The organism is Halococcus dombrowskii (assembly GCF_022870485.1).
Taxonomy (GTDB): domain Archaea; phylum Halobacteriota; class Halobacteria; order Halobacteriales; family Halococcaceae; genus Halococcus; species Halococcus morrhuae.
Genome location: NZ_CP095005.1, coordinates 1,637,295 through 1,653,512, shown reverse-complemented (window position 1 = coordinate 1,653,512; position 16,218 = coordinate 1,637,295). Strand labels below are relative to the sequence as shown.

Sequence of the window (16,218 nt, the reverse complement as noted above, 5' to 3'; positions counted from 1 at the left end):
GGTGGACTAAAAACGTCCGCTCACTCGCTGCGCTCGTTCGCGGCGAACCGCGCTCGCTCCACTCGCGCGGACGCTCCACCAGCACACCACCGCAACCACAGACTCCACGGCACCGCAGAAGCCCTCGGCCCCTCGCTACGCTCGGAGCCTCGCCCTTCATCCGCCAGGAGAGCATAGTCGTTCGAGAGAGCGAAGCTCTCTCGTGATGACGAAAGACGCTTCGCGTCTTTCGAACCACTCTCCTGAGCCTCGGCTCGCGTCGCTCGCCGAGACGCCAGGACCGCACCGCTGTCGCCACCACGCGACAACCGCCAGCCAGCTCAGGGATACGGATGGAACGCACGGTCGAGTCGTGGCTCGAACCCGAGCGCGTCCGGCACCTCGCTGGCGCGCTCGCCGAAGAAGGCCTCGTCGGTGAACAGCGGCTGTGCATCGGGCACGAGCACGCGCACGGCCTCGAAGCCGAGCGATCCGACGTCTCTCGGCGTGAGTCGCGCGCCGTAGACATCGAGCCCCGCCTCGGTTACGCAATCGACCAGCGTATCGAGCGCGTCCTGGCCCGTCGGCACCGTCTCGGGCCCGACGCTCGCGGCCGGAACGCGGCTTCCGACGGCGAAAAACTCTGCCGCCGCACCGGGTGTATCGGCGTACTGGCCGATTTCACCCTCGGCCTCGGCGGCCTCATCGGGACCCATCGCACGCAGCTCCATCCAGCTCTGGAGCGCCTCGGCGAGCGCCGACCGCGCAGCCTCGTCGGGATCGAACCCCGCCGCCGACCCGACCGCCAGCCGCGGCCACTCGTCACGCTCGACGGCGACGGCGACCACCGGAACGTCGACGTCCTGCGTGAGCAACACGGGCGTCACGGTCAGTCCCTCCGTTCGCGCACGCCGGGCGAGCGTCTCGAACCCCTCGTCGTCGACCGCCAGCCCGAGCGGGTCGTACGTCGAATACCACGAGACCATCGCCGCATCACGCTCGACGACCTCTGTGAGCCCCGAGAGGAGCGCCTCGGTACCCGAGTTTCCCAGCCCCAACCCCGTGGTGATCGACGGCCCGTGGCGGTGTTCCGGCGGCGGGAACTGGACGAATTCGGCCGGCAGACGGAGCGATTCGTCGGTTGCAAGGTCCTCGCCGGGAACCCACGGGATCGACGCTCCCGCATCCGTCTCTGCACTTTCCGGCAGCACGAACGACGACGGCGTGACGGCTCCCTCGACCTCCGTCGACGCGCCGTGCTCGAACGCCCCGGTACGATAGACGCCGGCGCTGTACCGTTCGAGCGCCTCGCCGAGCGCCTTCATGAACGCACGATCCCAGTCGGCGGCGACGCCGGCGGCCTCGCTCGCCGCGCTCGCGTCGCTGAATTCTGAAGTGTCGCCCACTCGCGCGAGATAGTACGGTGCAGGGAAGGAAGCGATCTCGCCGACCTCGGTGACGATGCCGACGCGCTCGTCGAGTGCGGCCTCAGCCCGCCCGAGCGCGTCGTCGAGCCCGCGATCCTCGTGTCCGCGTCGCAGCTCCCGATCCCGATCGCCGGCACAATCGCAGTCCGGCACCGGCAGGAGTCGTCGCTCGGCGTGTGGCAGTTCGACGACGCCACCCATCGCTGCGGATCGGTCACCTGCAAGCAGTCGGCTGATCTCGTAGCCCGCGCGTGCGCCGGCCAGCCGGGCAGTCGCGAGATCAATGCTCGGATCGTTCTCCTCATCGGTGTCGTCCGCGTTCGCCGCGACGCGCGTACGCAGGCAGTCGTAGCAGGCCGTCTCGGGGCCAAACCCGGTGATGGCAGCCTCGCAGGTCGCTTGGCCGCCGACGCCACCGAGCTCGACCACGAGCCACGGCGTCGCGCTCTCACGGGCGAGTTCGTTCGCTTCCCCGAAGATCGTCGCACCCGCCGTCTCGACGACGACTGCGAGGTCCGTTTCGGGGATAGCATCCGGGTCGATTCGGTGTGTTTCGATGTCGTCGAGTGCAATCTCTATGCTTTCGACGGCGGGACCGGAGCCAACGATGCCGACGTTCATGGCCGAGCCACGCACCCCGTCGAAAAAGACCCGGCGTTTGCGGCGGCCGACGATCGTGCTGGGCGTTGTCGTACCGATACTGTATTGATGATGGGGCCGGGAACCGAGGTATGGAGTACGAGCACGTACGCGAGACGGACCCGGCAGTCGCCGACGCGCTCGCCGGCGAGGTCGACCGCCAGCGCGAGACGCTGACGATGATCGCGAGCGAGAACCACGTCAGTGAGGCGGTCATGGAGGCCCAGAGCAGCGCACTCACCAACAAGTACGCCGAGGGCTATCCCGGGTCGCGCTACTACGGCGGGTGCGAGTACGCCGACGAGGTCGAACAGCTGGCCATCGATCGCGCGAAGGAGCTCTGGGGGGCCGAGTACGTCAACGTCCAGCCCCACGCCGGCTCGCAGGCGAACATGGCGGTCTACCACGCCGCGCTCGAACCTGGCGACAAGATCCTCTCGCTCGATCTCTCGCACGGCGGCCATCTCTCGCACGGCCACCCGCTGAACTTCGCCGGGAAGGTCTACGACGTCGAACACTACGAAGTCGACCCCGATACGGGGCGCTTCGACTTCGACGAGATCGAGGACCATGCCAGCGAGTTCGAACCCGACATGCTCGTCACGGGCTTTTCGGCCTACCCCCGGGAGGTCGACTGGGAACGCTTCCAGGCGATCGCCGACGCGGTCGACGCCTACCATCTCGCCGACATCGCCCACATCACCGGCCTCGTCGCGACGGGAGCCCATCCCTCGCCCGTCGGCACCGTGGATTTCGTCACCGGCAGCACGCACAAGACCATCCGTGCGGGCCGTGGCGGCATCGTGATGGCCCGCGAGGAGTACGGCGACGACATCGATTCGGCGATCATCCCCGGTATGCAGGGCGGGCCGCTGATGCACAACGTCGCCGGCAAGGCCGTCGGTTTCGGCGAGGCGCTCGATCCCGCGTTCGACGACTACATCGAACAGGTCGTCGACAACGCCGAAGCGCTCGGCGACCGCATGCAGGAGCACGGGCTCTCGCTGGTCTCCGGCGGGACCGACACCCACCTCGTGCTCTGTGATCTGCGTGATTCCCATCCCGACACCACAGGAAAGGACGTCGAGGAGGCCCTAGAGGAGACCGGCATCGTCCTGAACGCCAACACCGTGCCCGGCGAGACCCGCAGCCCGTTCGTCGCCAGCGGGATTCGTGCGGGCACGCCCGCGCTCACCACCCGTGGCTTCGACGCCGAGGCCTGCCGGGAGGTCGCCGACTGCATCGCGCGCGTCATCGATGCCCCCGACGACGAGGGCGTCCGCGAGGAAGTCTCGGCCGACGTGGATGCACTCGTCGACCGTCACCCCCTGTACTGACACGTTCAGCTACTGTTTTCGACCAGCATCATCTGCCGGCGACGCAATCCTCATCGAAACAATAATTGCCAATAACAGGTAGCTCGGACGATGTGAAATAATAGCGATGCTCGTGTTCGCCCGCTCGGTGCTGTACGGCCCGATCCGTGAGGATTACTGGGCGACCAGTCCGCCGTCGACCGCGAGGGGATGGCCCGTCACGAACGATGACTCGTCGGAGCAGAGCCATGCGGCGGCGCTGGCGATCTCTGCGGGGTCGGCCATCCAATTGAGCGCCTGCGCCTCGGTGACTGCGTCGACGGCCTCAGTCGAGTCCTCGCTCGCCTGCTGCTGCATCGGGGTCTCGACGACGCCCGGACAGATGGCGTTGACGCGAACGCCCTGACCGCCGTATTCGACCGCGGCAGTCTTCGTGAGTCCGACGACGCCGTGTTTGCTACCGGTGTAGGGTGCGCTACCGCTGGCGACGAGCCCGCCGATCGAGGCGGTGTTGACGATCGCACCGCCGCCGCTCTCGACCATCGCGGGGAGTTCGGCCTTGAGACACTGCCAGACACCCGTGAGATTGATGTCGATCACCTGCTCCCAGTCATCGACCGAGACGTCGGCCGTCGGCGCGTACGACGGGCTGATGCCGGCGTTGTTGTGCGCGATGTCGAGTCCGCCGTAGGTGTCGACGGTCTCCTCGACCATCGCTTCGACCGACGACTCGTCGGAGACGTCGACATCGACGAACATCGCCTCGCCGCCGTCGTTCTCGATGCGCTCGACGGTCTCCTCGCCGCCTTCACGATCGACGTCGGCGATGACCACGCTTGCGCCCTCGGCGGCGAAGCGCTCGGCCGACGCACGGCCGATGCCCGAGCTCGCGCCGGTCACGATCGCGACTGCGTCCTCGAATCCGCTCAAACTGGTACTGTCTGCCATCGATACTGAATAAGCGTTCAATATATATCATGGTTTCGTTTTGCCGAATCGGACGCATCGGCAGCCGGTTAGGCGTGTGGATCACCGGACCCGAGTGTTGATTAGTGCGGCAATCCGCTGCCCTCTATGACGAACGTCATCGACGGCAACGCCGTCGCCGACGGGATTCGCGGCGATCTCGAGGACTGCGTCGACACGCTCGACAATGCGGGCGTCACGCCCGGTCTCGCGACGGTGCTGGTCGGCGACGACCCCGCGAGCGAGACCTACGTCTCGATGAAACAGCGCGACTGCGAGGAGGTCGGGATGAACGGCATCCACGTCGAGCTCGACGGCGACGCCGCGCCCGACGAGCTCTACGACACAATCGACGACCTCAACGACGATCCCGCGGTGCATGGCTACCTCGTCCAGGATCCGGTTCCGGACCAGATCGACTACCGGGAGGTCATCCGACGCATCGATCCAGGAAAGGACGTCGATGGGTTCCATCCCGAGAACGTCGGCCGACTCGTCGCCGGCGACGCCCGATTCAAACCCTGTACGCCCCACGGCGTGCAGAAACTGCTCGACGCGGCCGACGTCGATCCCGAAGGGAAGGACGTCACCATCGTCGGGCGCTCGCGCATCGTCGGCAAACCGCTCGCGAACCTCCTCATGCAGAAGACCGACGGCGGCAACGCTACCGTCACCGTCTGTCACTCCCGGACAGAGGACCTCGCCGAAAAGACTCGGCGAGCGGACATCGTCGTCGCGGCGGTCGGCGCGCCCGAACTCGTCGACGGCTCGATGCTCTCGGAAGGCACGACGGTGATCGATGTCGGCGTCAACCGCGTCGATGCCGACACCGACGAGCAACGCTCGTCGAGCAGTCAGAACTCGTCGAGTTCTGACGACACCGAGAAGGGGTACGAACTCGTCGGCGACGTCGAGTTCGACTCGGCGAAGGAGAAGGCGAGCGCCATCACCCCTGTGCCGGGCGGTGTCGGCCCGATGACGCGCGCAATGCTGCTCTACAACACCGTGAAGGCCGCGAGCCAGCAGGAGGACGTCGACGTCTCCCTGCCGTGAGAAATCCGTCGTTCAGGCGGTCGCTTCGAGCACGACGGTACCGTCCGCGTTCTTCACCGTGACCTTGTCGGGGCCCTGGTAGTCCAGGGCGACCTCGTCGCGACCGACGTAGACGTCGGTGTCGCTGTCGTCGCCACTACCGGTGTGAACGGTGACGGGCTGATCGACATCGAGTTGGAAACCATCGTCGAAGGTATACTTCGCGCCGTCGCCGTAGGTGAGAGTGTAGCCCGAGAGATCGATCGTCGATCCGCTCGCGTTGATAAGCTCGACGTACTCCTGGTTGAGATTGTCCAGCGTGCTCGGCGGCTGCTGCCGAATCTCGCCGTACGTCAGACGCTCGGAATCGCGACCCCCGTAGTTTTCGTCGTCGTCATCGTCGTCCGTCTCCGACTCCTCGGTTTCAGTTCCGGTGTCGGTATCGGCATCCGTTTCCGTTTCTGTGTCGCTGTCAGTTTCCGTTTCGGTATCAGTGTCGGTGTCGGTATCGCCGTCCGTCAGTTCGGTCCCGCTTTCGGTGTCGGTTGCGGCCTCCGTGGCGGCCCCACCCTCCGTTCCCGTTCCGTTTCCGGAGCCGTTGTCGCCGCTTGAACCGCCACTACAGCCAGCAAGCACGCTCGTGAGCGTGATGCTTCCCGCACCGTACAGAAACGTACGTCTCCCGAAGCTATCCGTGCTATCAGACATACTCACTCTTAAGTAATACAATACTAAAAGGCTGTCTACTTATCCAGATCACTGCCTGTGTACGGATAGCAGGCGTGACGAAGGATCTGTGCTGACATGGGTACTGCCACCACTCAGCGGACGGTAATGAAACGATGACGCGGCTCGGTGCCGACTCATCCGAGCCGTGAAAGGCGGTCGCGGGCAGTCACGAGTGCACTCTCGTCGCCAGCGCGAAGATAGGTGCCCAGTTCACGTGCGACGCGAACGAGGCGGTCGGCGGTTGTGGGCGGCACGTCGCCGTCGAGCGCTTCGATCCGTTTCCGGTGCTCGCCGAGCGTGCCGAACGCCGCCCGCACCGCCTCGTCGGGGTGGTCGTCGAGATACGAACCCGCGTCGCTACGATACTCCTGGACGGCTTTCGCCGCGGCCAATCCGCGGGCTGCCCGGAGCGATTCCGGGACTTCGGTGGGTGCGGGGCGCTCGCCATCGTCGACGCCCCCCAACAGCGCGAGGAAGTACGCCTCCTCGGCGTCGTCGGTCCGCATCGCGCGTGCGAGTTCGTCGGCGACCGCGCGGAGTTCGAGTGCGCCGACGTAGGTCTCGTCGAGCGGTGCGAGCTCGCCCGCGTCGATGAAGCCGTGCTGGCGGGTGAACGTCCGGCAGTCCTCGGTGGCTCGTTCGGCCGCGGCGCGCACGTCCCCATCCCTATCGCCGAGCAGGTTGCGCGCCGGCGAGAGATCGAGCGTGGCCGTGCCTGCGGTGTGCTGGGCACGATCGCCGACGCCGACGCTGTGCAGGCTGCCGCAGTTCGGACAGTCCGGCGTCCCGGTCTCGTAGTACGACCACCGCGTCCCGCAGTCCTTGCACTCGCGCTCGCCACGGATGCGCATGGACACGATAGGACTGCCGCACTCAAAAGCACGGGTATCCGCCGGACCAACGCTGGTGGTCCGCGATCGACGTGCCGGGATACCCGCTGGCAAACCACCGTCGAAACCGTCGATGGGATTTAAGTCGCTGTGGAGTCCAGAGAGCGTATGGCACGGAGTCAGCACGCTCCTGATCGAGAAATTCTCCGGCGATGAGGTAACGGTCCGGACGACGGACGAAACGGTCGTTGTTTCGCTTGGCGGACGCTCACACGAACTCGGGAGGGATGCCGCTGCCTCGCTGCGCCGCGCGCTCGACGGGGCGCTGGCCGAGCACCACACGTTCGTCCATACCGTCGGCACGCACCGCTCCGATGGCTCGTACGTCGTCGCACGACGTGGTGCCGATTCGTCCGGCCACCGCAAGGTCTTCGACCGCTTCGACGAACTGCGACAACTGTACGAGTCGCTACCCGAACGGTTCACCGCCGACGACATCGAACAGTCAGGTCTCACCGGCAGCCGACGCCATCTCGTGGTGCGCCACCTCGCCGAGCACCCCGGGTTCGGCTGCGCGCTCGTCGCCCGACAACCCCTGACCGGCGCGAAGGATCACCAGAGATAGTTGCCGATCAGCTGCATCACGAGCGACTGGCCGAACACCGCCGCCGCGAGCAGCCCCTTCGCCCGCCACGTCGCGTCGATGCGATCGATGGCGGCCGCGATCGGGAGCAACAGGAAGGGATACATGAACATCGCGCCGCGGGCGGTCTCGCCGGTGTGATAGACGCCCGCCGCGAGCAGCGCGACGAACCCGACGAAGGCGACCGCAGCCATCACGAACGGCTCGCGCTCGCGGGTGTTCGACGCGAGTCGTCGACCGCCCACGTCCCTCCAGAGCGCGCCCAACCCGCGCGCCGCGAGCAGGCACAGAAACGGCGTGAGGAACAGCGCGAGCTCGGCGACGTCCTCGAACCGGGTGAAGACGTAGCGCGCCGGCTCGGCCAGCAGCATGAACCCGCCGGGGTTCTGCTGATTCGAGGCGATGAGAAAGCTCTCGACGTAGTTGTAGCCGAGCGTCGCGTCGACGAGCAGATAGAATCCACCGATCCCGAGAACGATCCCCGCCAGCGGGGCGATCTTCTCCCGCCTGAAGAACGCGATCCCCGCGAGCACGGGGAGCACGAAGACGAACAGGAACAGCTGGAAGGAAACGACGAGCAGCGGGACGAACGCACAGAGGGTCGTCCAGCGCGATTCACGGGTGAACAGATAGATCGTGGCGAGCACCAGCGTCGTGATGAGCGCGTCGAGCGAGGCCAGATAGTAGATCTGCACCGCCGGGAGGAGCACGAACAGCAGCGTGGTATACTGGGCGACGCTCCGTCGGTAGTACGTCCCGATCAATCGGTAGAACAGGTATGCCGAGATCGGCACCGAGACGAGCGCGACGATGAGCGCGACGGCCGCACGCGAGCCGAACAGCCCGGCGAGAAACGTGAACGTGAGCACCGCTCCCGGCGGATGGGTCTTCGCGTGCACGACGTAGGACAGCTGGTTCGCCTCGTAGCTCCCGACGAACGCGAGCGGGTCGGCGATCTGCGGCGCGAGCTGATAGTAGCCCTCGCGCGTGGCCAGCGGCGCGACGAACCCGTGATTGATCCCGTGCAGTAGGTTCGTGAGTACCACCAGCACGACTCCGGCAACCACGATCGGCACGATACTGGTGCCACCGCGATGGAGATACACCACCGCCAGCGCGAACACGACGACCGCGGCGATCAGGGTCGGAATCGCCCAGCCGGGGCGCAACCCACCGATCCGAAACGCGAAGATGCTGATCGGCCAGAACTCCGGCACACCGCGGGCGTTGCCGAGCAACTGGCCATTGACGTACTTGAGGAAGACGTTGAAAAACACCACCGTCGCGGTCGTCACCCACCCGATGGCGAGGATCTCACGCAGCGAGAACAACGACGCACGACGCTTACCACCGGCCATCGCACCCAGATGTACGCGGAGGGGGTTAATGGCTTTCGTCCCACTTTTTTTACTCCTCGGGTGCGCTCGCTGCGCTCGCGCACCACTCGTCGCAAAAACCTGGACTAAAAAGGACCGTTCGCTCGGCCTTCGGCCTCGCTCACGGTGAACCCCGCTCACTGCGTTCGCGCGGATACGACCGCACCGCAACAGCCCACATACCTCCCCAGCCGATTCGCTCACTCGCTACGCTCGTTCGCTCATCCCTCGCGCAGTGTTCGCGCTCGGTGCTCACTTCGTTCGCACACGAGCACGAGCGCGCGCCGATCACAATGATGAGTATGTGAGCGCTAACGACAGTGCGATTCAAGGCGAACGCCAACCGAACGCGGGCATGGAAATCGAGGGTACGATACTCAGGGGCCACGAGTTCGAGCCGATCGAGGGGCGCATCGTCGTCGAGGACGGCCGCATCGAAGCCATCGAGGAGACCACGACCGACGTCGATCGGATCGTCTCGCCGGCGTTCGTCAACGCGCACACCCACATCGGCGACTCGATCGCCAAGGAAGCCGGCGGCGGGCTGAACCTCGACGAACTCGTCGCACCCCCTGACGGCCTGAAACACCGACTGCTCCGGGAAGCGAGCCACGAGGAGCTCGTCGCCGCGATGGAGCGAACGATCCAGTTCATGCACGACGGTGGGACGGCCGCCTTCTGCGAGTTCCGCGAGGGTGGCGTCGACGGTGTGCGCGCGATCGAGGACGCACTCACCGACGTGCCCGTCGACGCGACGGTGCTCGGCCGCGAGTCGATCGCGGCGATGGATGCCAGCGACGGGTTCGGCGCGAGCGGCGCACGCGACGCCGACTTCGCCGACGAGCGCGAGGCGACCCGCGAGGCAGGAAAACTGTTCGGCATCCACGCCGGCGAGCGCGATGCCGACGACATCGACGCGGCGTTCGCGCTCGATCCCGACTTCCTGGTCCACATGGTCTACGCCCAGTCGGACCATCTCGACCGGCTCGACGAGGAGGGCTGGCCGGTCGTCGTCTGCCCCCGCTCGAACCTCGTGACCGGTGTCGGCCTCCCACCGATCGCGGAGCTCGCCGAGCACACGACCGTGGCGCTCGGGACCGACAACGCGATGCTCAACAGCGCCTCGATGTTCCGCGAGATGGAGTTCACCGCGAAGCTTACCGACCTCTCGGCCAACGAAATCCTGCGGATGGCGACGATCAACGGCGCGGAACTCCTCGATATGGACGTGGCGATCGAGACGGGCAACACGGCACGGCTGTGCGTGCTTGACGGCGACTCGCACAACCTCGCTGGCGCACGCGATCCGGTGCGGGCGGTGGTCCGTCGGGCCGGTGTCGGCGATGTCGAGCGGGTAGTGATTCCCACCGACAACGGTGACAACAGTTAACACGAACAGGTGCGAACACTGATTTATGTACGAGCGTATCCTCGTGCCGACCGACGGCTCGCCGGAGGTCGATGCCGTTCTCGATCACGCCAGCGGTCTCGCCGCGGCGCACGACGCCGAGCTCCACGCGCTGTACGTCATCAACACAGCGGGTTACACCGGGCTGCCGGGTGATACCGCCATCGGCGGGCTGGACGCGATGATGAACGAGCAGGGCGAGGCGGCGCTCGATCGGGCCGCAGAGCACGTCGGCGATCACCTCACCGAGCGCGTTCTGCTCGATGGTCGCCCGAGCGCCGAGATCGTCGACTACGCCGACGGGACCGACTGCGATCTCATCGTGATGGGCACGCACGGCCGCGGCGGCATCGATCGCCTCCTCCTGGGCAGCGTCGCCGAGCGCGTCGTCCGCACTTCGGAAATCCCCGTCCTCACCGTCCGCGTGCCGAAGCGCTCGGACGTCGACGACGCCGATATCGATACCGATGCTGATACCGACACCGATACTGACACCGATTCTTAGGCGGGACGCAGGTGGTCGCAGTCGCCGGCGTGCACGCGCACCGACCCGTCATCGGTCTCGACGACCAGCGTACCGGGGAACTCCACGTCGCGTGCCGTCCCGACGATCGTCTCGTTACCGGTCGTGACGCGCACCCGTCGGCCCAGCGTGAGCGCGTGCTCGCGCCACGCCGCGAGCGCTCCCTCCGGGTCCGCACGGAGCGCATCAAACCGTTCGAGGAGGCCCTGGACGAACGCGCGCCGATCGATGTCGTCCACGTGGGCGCACAACCCGGTCGCATCCTCGGGGAGTCCCGTCGGATCGACGTTGATGCCGATACCGACGACGACCCACGAGACGCGGTCGGCCTCGCCCTCCATCTCGGTGAGGATGCCCGCGAGTTTCGTTTCTTCGTCCCCGACGAGCACGTCGTTCGGCCACTTGATACCCGCCTCGACGCCGTGCTCCCGGGCGGTTTTCGTGACTGCGACCGCTGCCGCGAGCGTCAGCACGGGGGCGTGGGCCGGCGGCAGATCGGGACGGCAGAGCACGCTCAACCAGATGCCACCGGGCGGCGAGCGCCACGCACGATCGAGTCGCCCGCGGCCGCCGGTCTGTTCGTTCGCGATCACCGCGACGTCCGTTTCGCCCTCGGCGGCGAGTTCGCGCGCGCGAGCGTTCGTGCTCGGTAGACTGTCGTGATACTCGACCGTGAACGGGGCATCGAGATCGAACTCGATCGCCGAACCGCCGTAGTCGGGGACCTCGATCAACCGATAGCCGCCGTCGCTCTCGATCGTGAAGCCCGCCTCGCGCAGCGTCTCGATGTGTTTCCAGACTGCTGCGCGCGAGACGCCGAGATGGGCCGCGAGATCGGGTCCGGATACCGCCTCGTCGGCGATGGCAGCGAGCACCGCGCGGCGCGTTTCGTTCATGGAGCGGCTACGATCGCCGACGGATAAATGATGGCCGATGGCGATTGCCGAAGCACGCGGTCGACGGCCGTGGCGCGGTTGCGGTGCGGTCCTGGCGTCTCGGCGAGCGACGCGAGCCGAGGCTCAGGAGAGTTTGCTCTCCTGGCGGATGAAGGGCGAGCGACCGAACGAACGTGAGGGAGCGAGGGCTTCTGCGGTGTTGCACGGTTGGCGGAAGAAGTTGGCATCCGCGCGAGTGAAACGAGCGCGGTTCGCCGCGAGCGAACGAAGTGAGCGAGCGGATGTTTTTAGTCCACTGGAAGACTCGCTTCGCTCGTCTTCCAAGCTCTGCCTCACTTCGTTCGGCAGAACAGGTTTTTAGACGGAGGTATCGCGCGCCTGCGGCGCGCTCAACCCCGTCTAAAAAAGTGGGTTTTAGTCACTCGCAGGGCGATCGGCGCGCGAGGGCGGCGGGATCAGTTCGTCGGTGTCGATGGCGGTCGGAAGCACGCAGCGGTCCGCTTCGTCGTTGACGTGGCTGTACTGCCGTGGGGCGTTCGCGAGCGGATGGGCGGGGTTTTCGGCGCTCCGAATGCGTGCGACTCGGCAGTCGTCGAACCCGTGCAGGCGTGCCTGGATGCCGCGCCAGTGGTTCCTGGAGCGTTCGGGCACCGGGAGCGGTTCGTCGGGACGCCAGCCGTCGTCGGTCGCGAGCAGCGTTCGGTTGGCGTTGGCCGCGAGTACATCGTGATCGACGAGCACGCCGATGCGGGCGTCGCGCGGCGCTCTGGCAGCGAGTACGTCGAGACCGAGGTGGAGCGCACGGTATTCGGCGACGTTGTTGTCCGGCGCGTGGTCCGGCAGGGCGATCCGTGCGACGCGCTCGCCGTCGCGGGTTTCGATGACGACACCGAGACCGCCGCCCGTGGCTCGAAAGGAGCCGTCGGTGGCGACGTAGAACCCACGGTGATGGGTTCGCGGCGGGTGGGCGATGTGCGGGGTGGGCGAGTCGTCGAAGAGATCACGTAATGTCGGCCGACCGTAGGCGGCCATGCACCGAATTGGCACCCTCCTAACTTAAACGATACGGCGGCACGTGCCGAGAGCGAAACGTTCAGACGACGGCCAATCGGAGATCGGTCATGCGCTATCGCAATTTCGTCGCGTTCGTCGTTCTCGCGGGGCTGTGGGGCACCGCGTTCATGGCTATCAAGGCCGGACTGTCCTTTTTCCCGCCAGTTCTGTTCGCGGCGTTTCGCTTCGATCTCGCCGCCGTCATCATGCTCGGCTACGCGGCCGTCGTGACCGACCGCCTGCGACCACAGGGTACGAGAGAGTGGCTGCTCGTCGCCGTCGGTGGCGTGTTCATCATCGCGGGCTATCACGCGCTGTTGTTCATCGGCGAGCAGAACACCACGAGCGCCGTCGCAGCGGTCATCGTCAGCCTCTCGCCGGTGTTGACGCCGGCGTTCGCCCGCGCGTTCCTCCCGAGCGAGCGCCTCTCGGCGGTCGGTGTCGTCGGCATCCTCCTCGGACTGGTCGGCGTCGCCGTCCTGACGCGTCCGACGCCCGAGAGCCTCCTCGGCGGCGATCTCGTCCCGAAGGCGTTCGTCTTCGCGGCGGCCGTCTCCTTCGCGCTCGGCAGCGTCTTCACGGAGCGGGTCTCCGCGTCGCTGCCCACACCGACGATGGAGGCCTGGTCGATGGTGCTCGGTGCCGTCGTGTTACACGCCGCGAGCGCGCTCTCGGCCGAATCGCTCGCCGACGTCTCGATCGCCGTTCCCGGCGTCGCGGCGCTCGTCTATCTCTCGGTCGGCGCGAGCGCGATCGGCTTTCTCATCTACTTCGATCTGCTCTCCCGGCTCGGCCCGGTCGAGATCAACCTCGTCTCCTACGTCGCGCCGGTGTTCGCGGCGCTCACGGGTGCGCTCTTTCTCGGCGAGGTCATCGACGCCATCACCGTCGTCGGCTTCGTGATCATCTTCGCCGGGTTCGTCCTCCTGAAGCGCCGTGCCATCGCCAACGAACTCCCACGGCTCCGCGGCGTTCTCTCCGGCGAGTGAGCGAATCGCCAACGAGTGCAGTCAGGCGTCGTCGAGCGCGGCACGGAGTTCGGTACGGCGGTCGGGATCGAGATCGGCGGCGAGATCGTTCGTGAAGGGGCTTTCGGCGAGTGTGGCGAACGCGCGCTCGGTCTTCTCGCGGATGCGATCGATGGCGGCCTCGATCTCCGTGACGGAGCTGTCCCGTTCGTCGGCGATCGTCACCGGGTCGGTGCCCGCCGCGAGCGCGGCCGCGACCGCGCGCTCCTCGTGGCTGAGTATCGATCGTTCATCGTTCATGGCATGTGCTGTGCGGGCCGACGAATAAAGCGTGCCGACTAGCCGAGCGCCGCGACGGCGACTCGGTGGGGACCGGACGCGCCGTCGAGCGTGACCGACTCGACGATAGCGTCCGCGACGCCCTCGCGCCAGTCCGCCACCGCCGCCGCGTGACGCTCGTGGTGGCGCTCGACAGTATAGTCGGCGTCGGCATCGTTCCGCAGGCGCTTCTCGGTCGCGTCGGGTGTCGGATACGCGGGCGGATCGGCGACGAGTCGCGACGGTGGAATGTGGATCGGTGTTGGAGTCGCATCGTACTCGCCGTCGTGCTCGACGTGGAGTCGGGCACGCATCCGCCCGCTGAACGGCGGCGTCACCCGCAGCACCGCCCCAGAATCGCCTCGCCGGTTCGCTTCGAGGGCCGTCACGACGTCCTCCCGATGGACGGCGATCGAACGGATGTCGCGGTAGTCGTCGGACGCCATCGACGGCGATTGGCGACGTGCGCACTAAACGCCACGGCCGGATCGTCGCGAACGCAGAACGCTTTTGTTCGCTCTCCTGATCCGGATGAACGATATGGATCGACGATCGTACCTCGCGGGGATCGCCACGGCGAGCACCGCCGGATTCGCCGTGCTCGCGGGCTGTTCGGGTACTGACGGGGGTAACGGAAGCGGCGAGGGCACCGATAGCGGTGGCGAGGGCGGCAATGGCGAAGACGGCGGAACCGATGAGGGTGGTGCAGCCGGAACGGACGCGGCCGCCGGATCGGGTGCCGATGCCGAGGCGACCGAAGACGAGGCGCTCGAAACGGGCCAGGCACCGCCCGCGGAGACGGCGACGCCATTCGACGAGACCGAGACCGTGCCCGAGGAGGACGGTCTCGAAACCGGGCAAGCACCGAACGCGACCGACAGCTGAGTTACTGCTCGCCTTCGCGCGCGGCGTCGATGCGCCCGCGCTGGTCGTCCGAAAGAGAGATGTCGACCGCGCCGACGTTCTCGTCGAGCTGGTCGGTCGTGCGCGCGCCGACGATCGGCACGCAGGTGAATTCGTTCCGTTCGATCAGCCAGCGCAGCGCGACCTGTGGCGGGCTGGCGTCGAGCTCGTCGGCGATCTCGCGGATCGTATCGAGCACGTCCCACCCTCGTTCGGAAACGTAGTAGTCGTCGAAGAACTCGTCGAAGGTGCCCCGCGAGCCGTCGGGTGATTCGACGTCGTGGACGCCCTCGCCAGCGCGCTCGTACTTGCCTGTCAGGAACCCACCCGCGAGCGGTGAGTACGGACAGACCGCGAGGTCCTGGTCGGCACAGACCTCTAGGTACTCCTCGACGTCTTCGTAGTAGGCGGCGTGAAAGAGCGGCTGGGTGACGTCGAACCGTTCGAGGTTCTCGACGTCGGACTGCCAGAGCGCCTTCGTGAGCTGCCAGCCGGCCATCGTCGAGGCTCCGAGATAGTTGACCTTCCCCTTGCGCACGAGGTCGTTCAGGGTTCTGAGGGTCTCACGGATCGGCGTGTCCTCGTCGAAGCGGTGGATGTAGTAGAGGTCGAGGTAGTCGGTGCCGAGCCTGTCGAGGGTACCCTCGATCTGCGTGCGGATGTGTTTGCGACCGAGACCGCTCTCGTTCGGGCCGTCACCGTAGTCGAAGTAGACCTTCGAGGCGAGCACGTAGTCGTTGCGATCGCGGTCGTCGAGCCAGTTGCCGATGTACTCCTCGGCGGTGCCCGAGGGATCGCCGTAGACGTTCGCGGTGTCGATGAAGTTGATGCCGTGATCGGCCGCGTGATCGAGCAGCTCGTGGGCCTGCTCCTCGTCGGTTTCGAGCACGTCGCCGGTGCGCTTGCCGAAGCGCCACGTGCCGAAGCAGAGTTCTGAAACCGTGAGGCCGGTCGCGCCGAGTGTCGTGTAGTCCACGGAGTTTGATGGGCGGTCGGCGACAAAACCGTTCGGATGGGTCGGCTACGAGTCGTCCAGGAGCTCGTCGATCTCGTCCTCGTCGAGCAGGTCGATCAGATGTTCGCCCTCCTCGTACTGTCGAAACTCCTCGTCGGTCATGCGTGCACGGAGCTCGTCCTCGCCGGCGGCCGCTTCGAGCTGGGCGTCGAGGTCCTCCGGGTCGTAGCCTGGGACGGGCATGGCTGGCGTTCGTC

The 16,218-nt window shown here is 66.5% G+C and carries 18 protein-coding genes; 7 read left to right on the top strand and 11 right to left on the bottom strand.

The window, feature by feature from the left end:
• Positions 1–320: 320 nt before the first annotated feature.
• On the bottom strand, positions 321–2,027 hold the full coding sequence (locus tag MUK72_RS08600; protein WP_244698952.1) for a YcaO-like family protein: 1,707 nt from the start codon (positions 2,025–2,027) through the stop codon (positions 321–323).
• 110 nt (positions 2,028–2,137) lie between these two features.
• Here MUK72_RS08600 and glyA point away from each other — a divergent pair, with 110 nt between their 5' ends.
• Positions 2,138–3,382: a serine hydroxymethyltransferase gene (glyA, locus tag MUK72_RS08595; RefSeq protein WP_244698935.1), complete on the top strand. Its 1,245-nt coding sequence runs from the start codon at positions 2,138–2,140 to the stop codon at positions 3,380–3,382.
• 153 nt (positions 3,383–3,535) lie between these two features.
• On the opposite strand, the gene MUK72_RS08590 is transcribed toward glyA, so the two are convergent.
• Positions 3,536–4,309 carry an SDR family NAD(P)-dependent oxidoreductase gene (locus MUK72_RS08590; protein ID WP_343749940.1) on the bottom strand — a complete coding sequence of 258 codons (774 nt, stop codon included), beginning with the start codon at positions 4,307–4,309 and terminating at the stop codon, positions 3,536–3,538.
• A 126-nt stretch (positions 4,310–4,435) separates the two neighbouring features.
• Here MUK72_RS08590 and MUK72_RS08585 point away from each other — a divergent pair, with 126 nt between their 5' ends.
• A complete protein-coding gene (locus MUK72_RS08585) occupies positions 4,436–5,380 on the top strand; it encodes a bifunctional methylenetetrahydrofolate dehydrogenase/methenyltetrahydrofolate cyclohydrolase (RefSeq protein WP_244698933.1) in 945 nt (314 codons plus the stop codon).
• Between the two features lie 12 nt (positions 5,381–5,392).
• On the opposite strand, the gene MUK72_RS08580 is transcribed toward MUK72_RS08585, so the two are convergent.
• Together MUK72_RS08580 and MUK72_RS08575 are read right to left on the bottom strand one after the other, a co-directional pair.
• A complete protein-coding gene (locus MUK72_RS08580; RefSeq protein ID WP_244698930.1) occupies positions 5,393–6,067 on the bottom strand; it encodes a lamin tail domain-containing protein in 675 nt (224 codons plus the stop codon).
• A gap of 155 nt (positions 6,068–6,222) precedes the next feature.
• Positions 6,223–6,939, bottom strand: coding sequence for a DUF7117 family protein (locus MUK72_RS08575; protein ID WP_244698928.1), 717 nt, complete (start codon positions 6,937–6,939; stop codon positions 6,223–6,225).
• Positions 6,940–7,051: 112 nt separating this feature from the next.
• Here MUK72_RS08575 and MUK72_RS08570 point away from each other — a divergent pair, with 112 nt between their 5' ends.
• Complete coding sequence (locus tag MUK72_RS08570) at positions 7,052–7,543, top strand: DUF7528 family protein (RefSeq protein ID WP_244698926.1); 492 nt, start codon at positions 7,052–7,054, stop codon at positions 7,541–7,543.
• On the opposite strand, the gene MUK72_RS08565 is transcribed toward MUK72_RS08570, so the two are convergent.
• A complete protein-coding gene (locus tag MUK72_RS08565; protein ID WP_244698924.1) occupies positions 7,531–8,919 on the bottom strand; it encodes a hypothetical protein in 1,389 nt (462 codons plus the stop codon). The two genes, MUK72_RS08570 and MUK72_RS08565, sit on opposite strands and share 13 nt — an antisense overlap.
• A gap of 373 nt (positions 8,920–9,292) precedes the next feature.
• On the opposite strand from MUK72_RS08565, the gene MUK72_RS08560 reads away from it, so the two are divergent.
• Both MUK72_RS08560 and MUK72_RS08555 read left to right on the top strand, forming a co-directional pair.
• Positions 9,293–10,327: an amidohydrolase family protein gene (locus tag MUK72_RS08560; RefSeq protein WP_244698923.1), complete on the top strand. Its 1,035-nt coding sequence runs from the start codon at positions 9,293–9,295 to the stop codon at positions 10,325–10,327.
• Between the two features lie 25 nt (positions 10,328–10,352).
• On the top strand, positions 10,353–10,850 hold the full coding sequence (locus MUK72_RS08555) for a universal stress protein (RefSeq protein ID WP_244698921.1): 498 nt from the start codon (positions 10,353–10,355) through the stop codon (positions 10,848–10,850).
• Here MUK72_RS08555 and MUK72_RS08550 read toward each other — a convergent pair.
• Together MUK72_RS08550 and MUK72_RS08545 are read right to left on the bottom strand one after the other, a co-directional pair.
• Positions 10,847–11,764 (bottom strand): biotin--[acetyl-CoA-carboxylase] ligase, encoded by a 918-nt coding sequence (locus tag MUK72_RS08550; RefSeq protein ID WP_244698919.1) that lies wholly within the window; start codon positions 11,762–11,764, stop codon positions 10,847–10,849. The genes MUK72_RS08555 and MUK72_RS08550 overlap by 4 nt on opposite strands.
• A 414-nt stretch (positions 11,765–12,178) precedes the next feature.
• The gene (locus MUK72_RS08545; RefSeq protein ID WP_244698915.1) at positions 12,179–12,796 is read right to left on the bottom strand and encodes a ribonuclease H family protein; all 618 of its coding nucleotides are present in this window, start codon (positions 12,794–12,796) and stop codon (positions 12,179–12,181) included.
• An 89-nt stretch (positions 12,797–12,885) separates the two neighbouring features.
• Between MUK72_RS08545 and MUK72_RS08540 the strand changes: the two genes are divergently transcribed.
• Entirely contained in the window at positions 12,886–13,806 is a 921-nt protein-coding gene (locus MUK72_RS08540) for a DMT family transporter (protein WP_244698913.1), read from the top strand.
• 21 nt (positions 13,807–13,827) lie between these two features.
• Here MUK72_RS08540 and MUK72_RS08535 read toward each other — a convergent pair whose 3' ends face one another.
• Both MUK72_RS08535 and MUK72_RS08530 read right to left on the bottom strand, forming a co-directional pair.
• Entirely contained in the window at positions 13,828–14,085 is a 258-nt protein-coding gene (locus MUK72_RS08535) for a hypothetical protein (RefSeq protein WP_244698911.1), read from the bottom strand.
• Between the two features lie 38 nt (positions 14,086–14,123).
• Complete coding sequence (locus MUK72_RS08530) at positions 14,124–14,549, bottom strand: DUF8009 family protein (protein WP_244698909.1); 426 nt, start codon at positions 14,547–14,549, stop codon at positions 14,124–14,126.
• A gap of 94 nt (positions 14,550–14,643) precedes the next feature.
• Between MUK72_RS08530 and MUK72_RS08525 the strand changes: the two genes are divergently transcribed.
• On the top strand, positions 14,644–14,988 hold the full coding sequence (locus MUK72_RS08525) for a hypothetical protein (protein ID WP_244698908.1): 345 nt from the start codon (positions 14,644–14,646) through the stop codon (positions 14,986–14,988).
• Between the two features lies 1 nt (position 14,989).
• Here MUK72_RS08525 and MUK72_RS08520 read toward each other — a convergent pair whose 3' ends face one another.
• The gene (locus MUK72_RS08520) at positions 14,990–15,982 is read right to left on the bottom strand and encodes an aldo/keto reductase (RefSeq protein WP_244698906.1); all 993 of its coding nucleotides are present in this window, start codon (positions 15,980–15,982) and stop codon (positions 14,990–14,992) included.
• Between the two features lie 45 nt (positions 15,983–16,027).
• Positions 16,028–16,204, bottom strand: a complete 177-nt coding sequence (locus MUK72_RS08515; RefSeq protein ID WP_244698903.1) for a DUF8027 family protein — start codon at positions 16,202–16,204, stop codon at positions 16,028–16,030.
• Between the last annotated feature and the right edge of the window lie 14 nt (positions 16,205–16,218).

Excerpts from the sequence above, each read along its gene's own strand:
- MUK72_RS08600 (WP_244698952.1), bottom strand. The coding sequence starts at position 2,027 with ATGAACGTCGGCATCGTTGGCTCCGGTCCCGCCGTCGAAAGCATAGAG.
- glyA (WP_244698935.1), top strand. The coding sequence starts at position 2,138 with ATGGAGTACGAGCACGTACGCGAGACGGACCCGGCAGTCGCCGACGCG.
- MUK72_RS08590 (WP_343749940.1), bottom strand. The coding sequence starts at position 4,309 with ATGGCAGACAGTACCAGTTTGAGCGGATTCGAGGACGCAGTCGCGATC.
- MUK72_RS08585 (WP_244698933.1), top strand. The coding sequence starts at position 4,436 with ATGACGAACGTCATCGACGGCAACGCCGTCGCCGACGGGATTCGCGGC.
- MUK72_RS08580 (WP_244698930.1), bottom strand. The coding sequence starts at position 6,067 with ATGTCTGATAGCACGGATAGCTTCGGGAGACGTACGTTTCTGTACGGT.
- MUK72_RS08575 (WP_244698928.1), bottom strand. The coding sequence starts at position 6,939 with ATGCGCATCCGTGGCGAGCGCGAGTGCAAGGACTGCGGGACGCGGTGG.
- MUK72_RS08570 (WP_244698926.1), top strand. The coding sequence starts at position 7,052 with ATGGGATTTAAGTCGCTGTGGAGTCCAGAGAGCGTATGGCACGGAGTC.
- MUK72_RS08565 (WP_244698924.1), bottom strand. The coding sequence starts at position 8,919 with ATGGCCGGTGGTAAGCGTCGTGCGTCGTTGTTCTCGCTGCGTGAGATC.
- MUK72_RS08560 (WP_244698923.1), top strand. The coding sequence starts at position 9,293 with ATGGAAATCGAGGGTACGATACTCAGGGGCCACGAGTTCGAGCCGATC.
- MUK72_RS08555 (WP_244698921.1), top strand. The coding sequence starts at position 10,353 with ATGTACGAGCGTATCCTCGTGCCGACCGACGGCTCGCCGGAGGTCGAT.
- MUK72_RS08550 (WP_244698919.1), bottom strand. The coding sequence starts at position 11,764 with ATGAACGAAACGCGCCGCGCGGTGCTCGCTGCCATCGCCGACGAGGCG.
- MUK72_RS08545 (WP_244698915.1), bottom strand. The coding sequence starts at position 12,796 with ATGGCCGCCTACGGTCGGCCGACATTACGTGATCTCTTCGACGACTCG.
- MUK72_RS08540 (WP_244698913.1), top strand. The coding sequence starts at position 12,886 with ATGCGCTATCGCAATTTCGTCGCGTTCGTCGTTCTCGCGGGGCTGTGG.
- MUK72_RS08535 (WP_244698911.1), bottom strand. The coding sequence starts at position 14,085 with ATGAACGATGAACGATCGATACTCAGCCACGAGGAGCGCGCGGTCGCG.
- MUK72_RS08530 (WP_244698909.1), bottom strand. The coding sequence starts at position 14,549 with ATGGCGTCCGACGACTACCGCGACATCCGTTCGATCGCCGTCCATCGG.
- MUK72_RS08525 (WP_244698908.1), top strand. The coding sequence starts at position 14,644 with ATGGATCGACGATCGTACCTCGCGGGGATCGCCACGGCGAGCACCGCC.
- MUK72_RS08515 (WP_244698903.1), bottom strand. The coding sequence starts at position 16,204 with ATGCCCGTCCCAGGCTACGACCCGGAGGACCTCGACGCCCAGCTCGAA.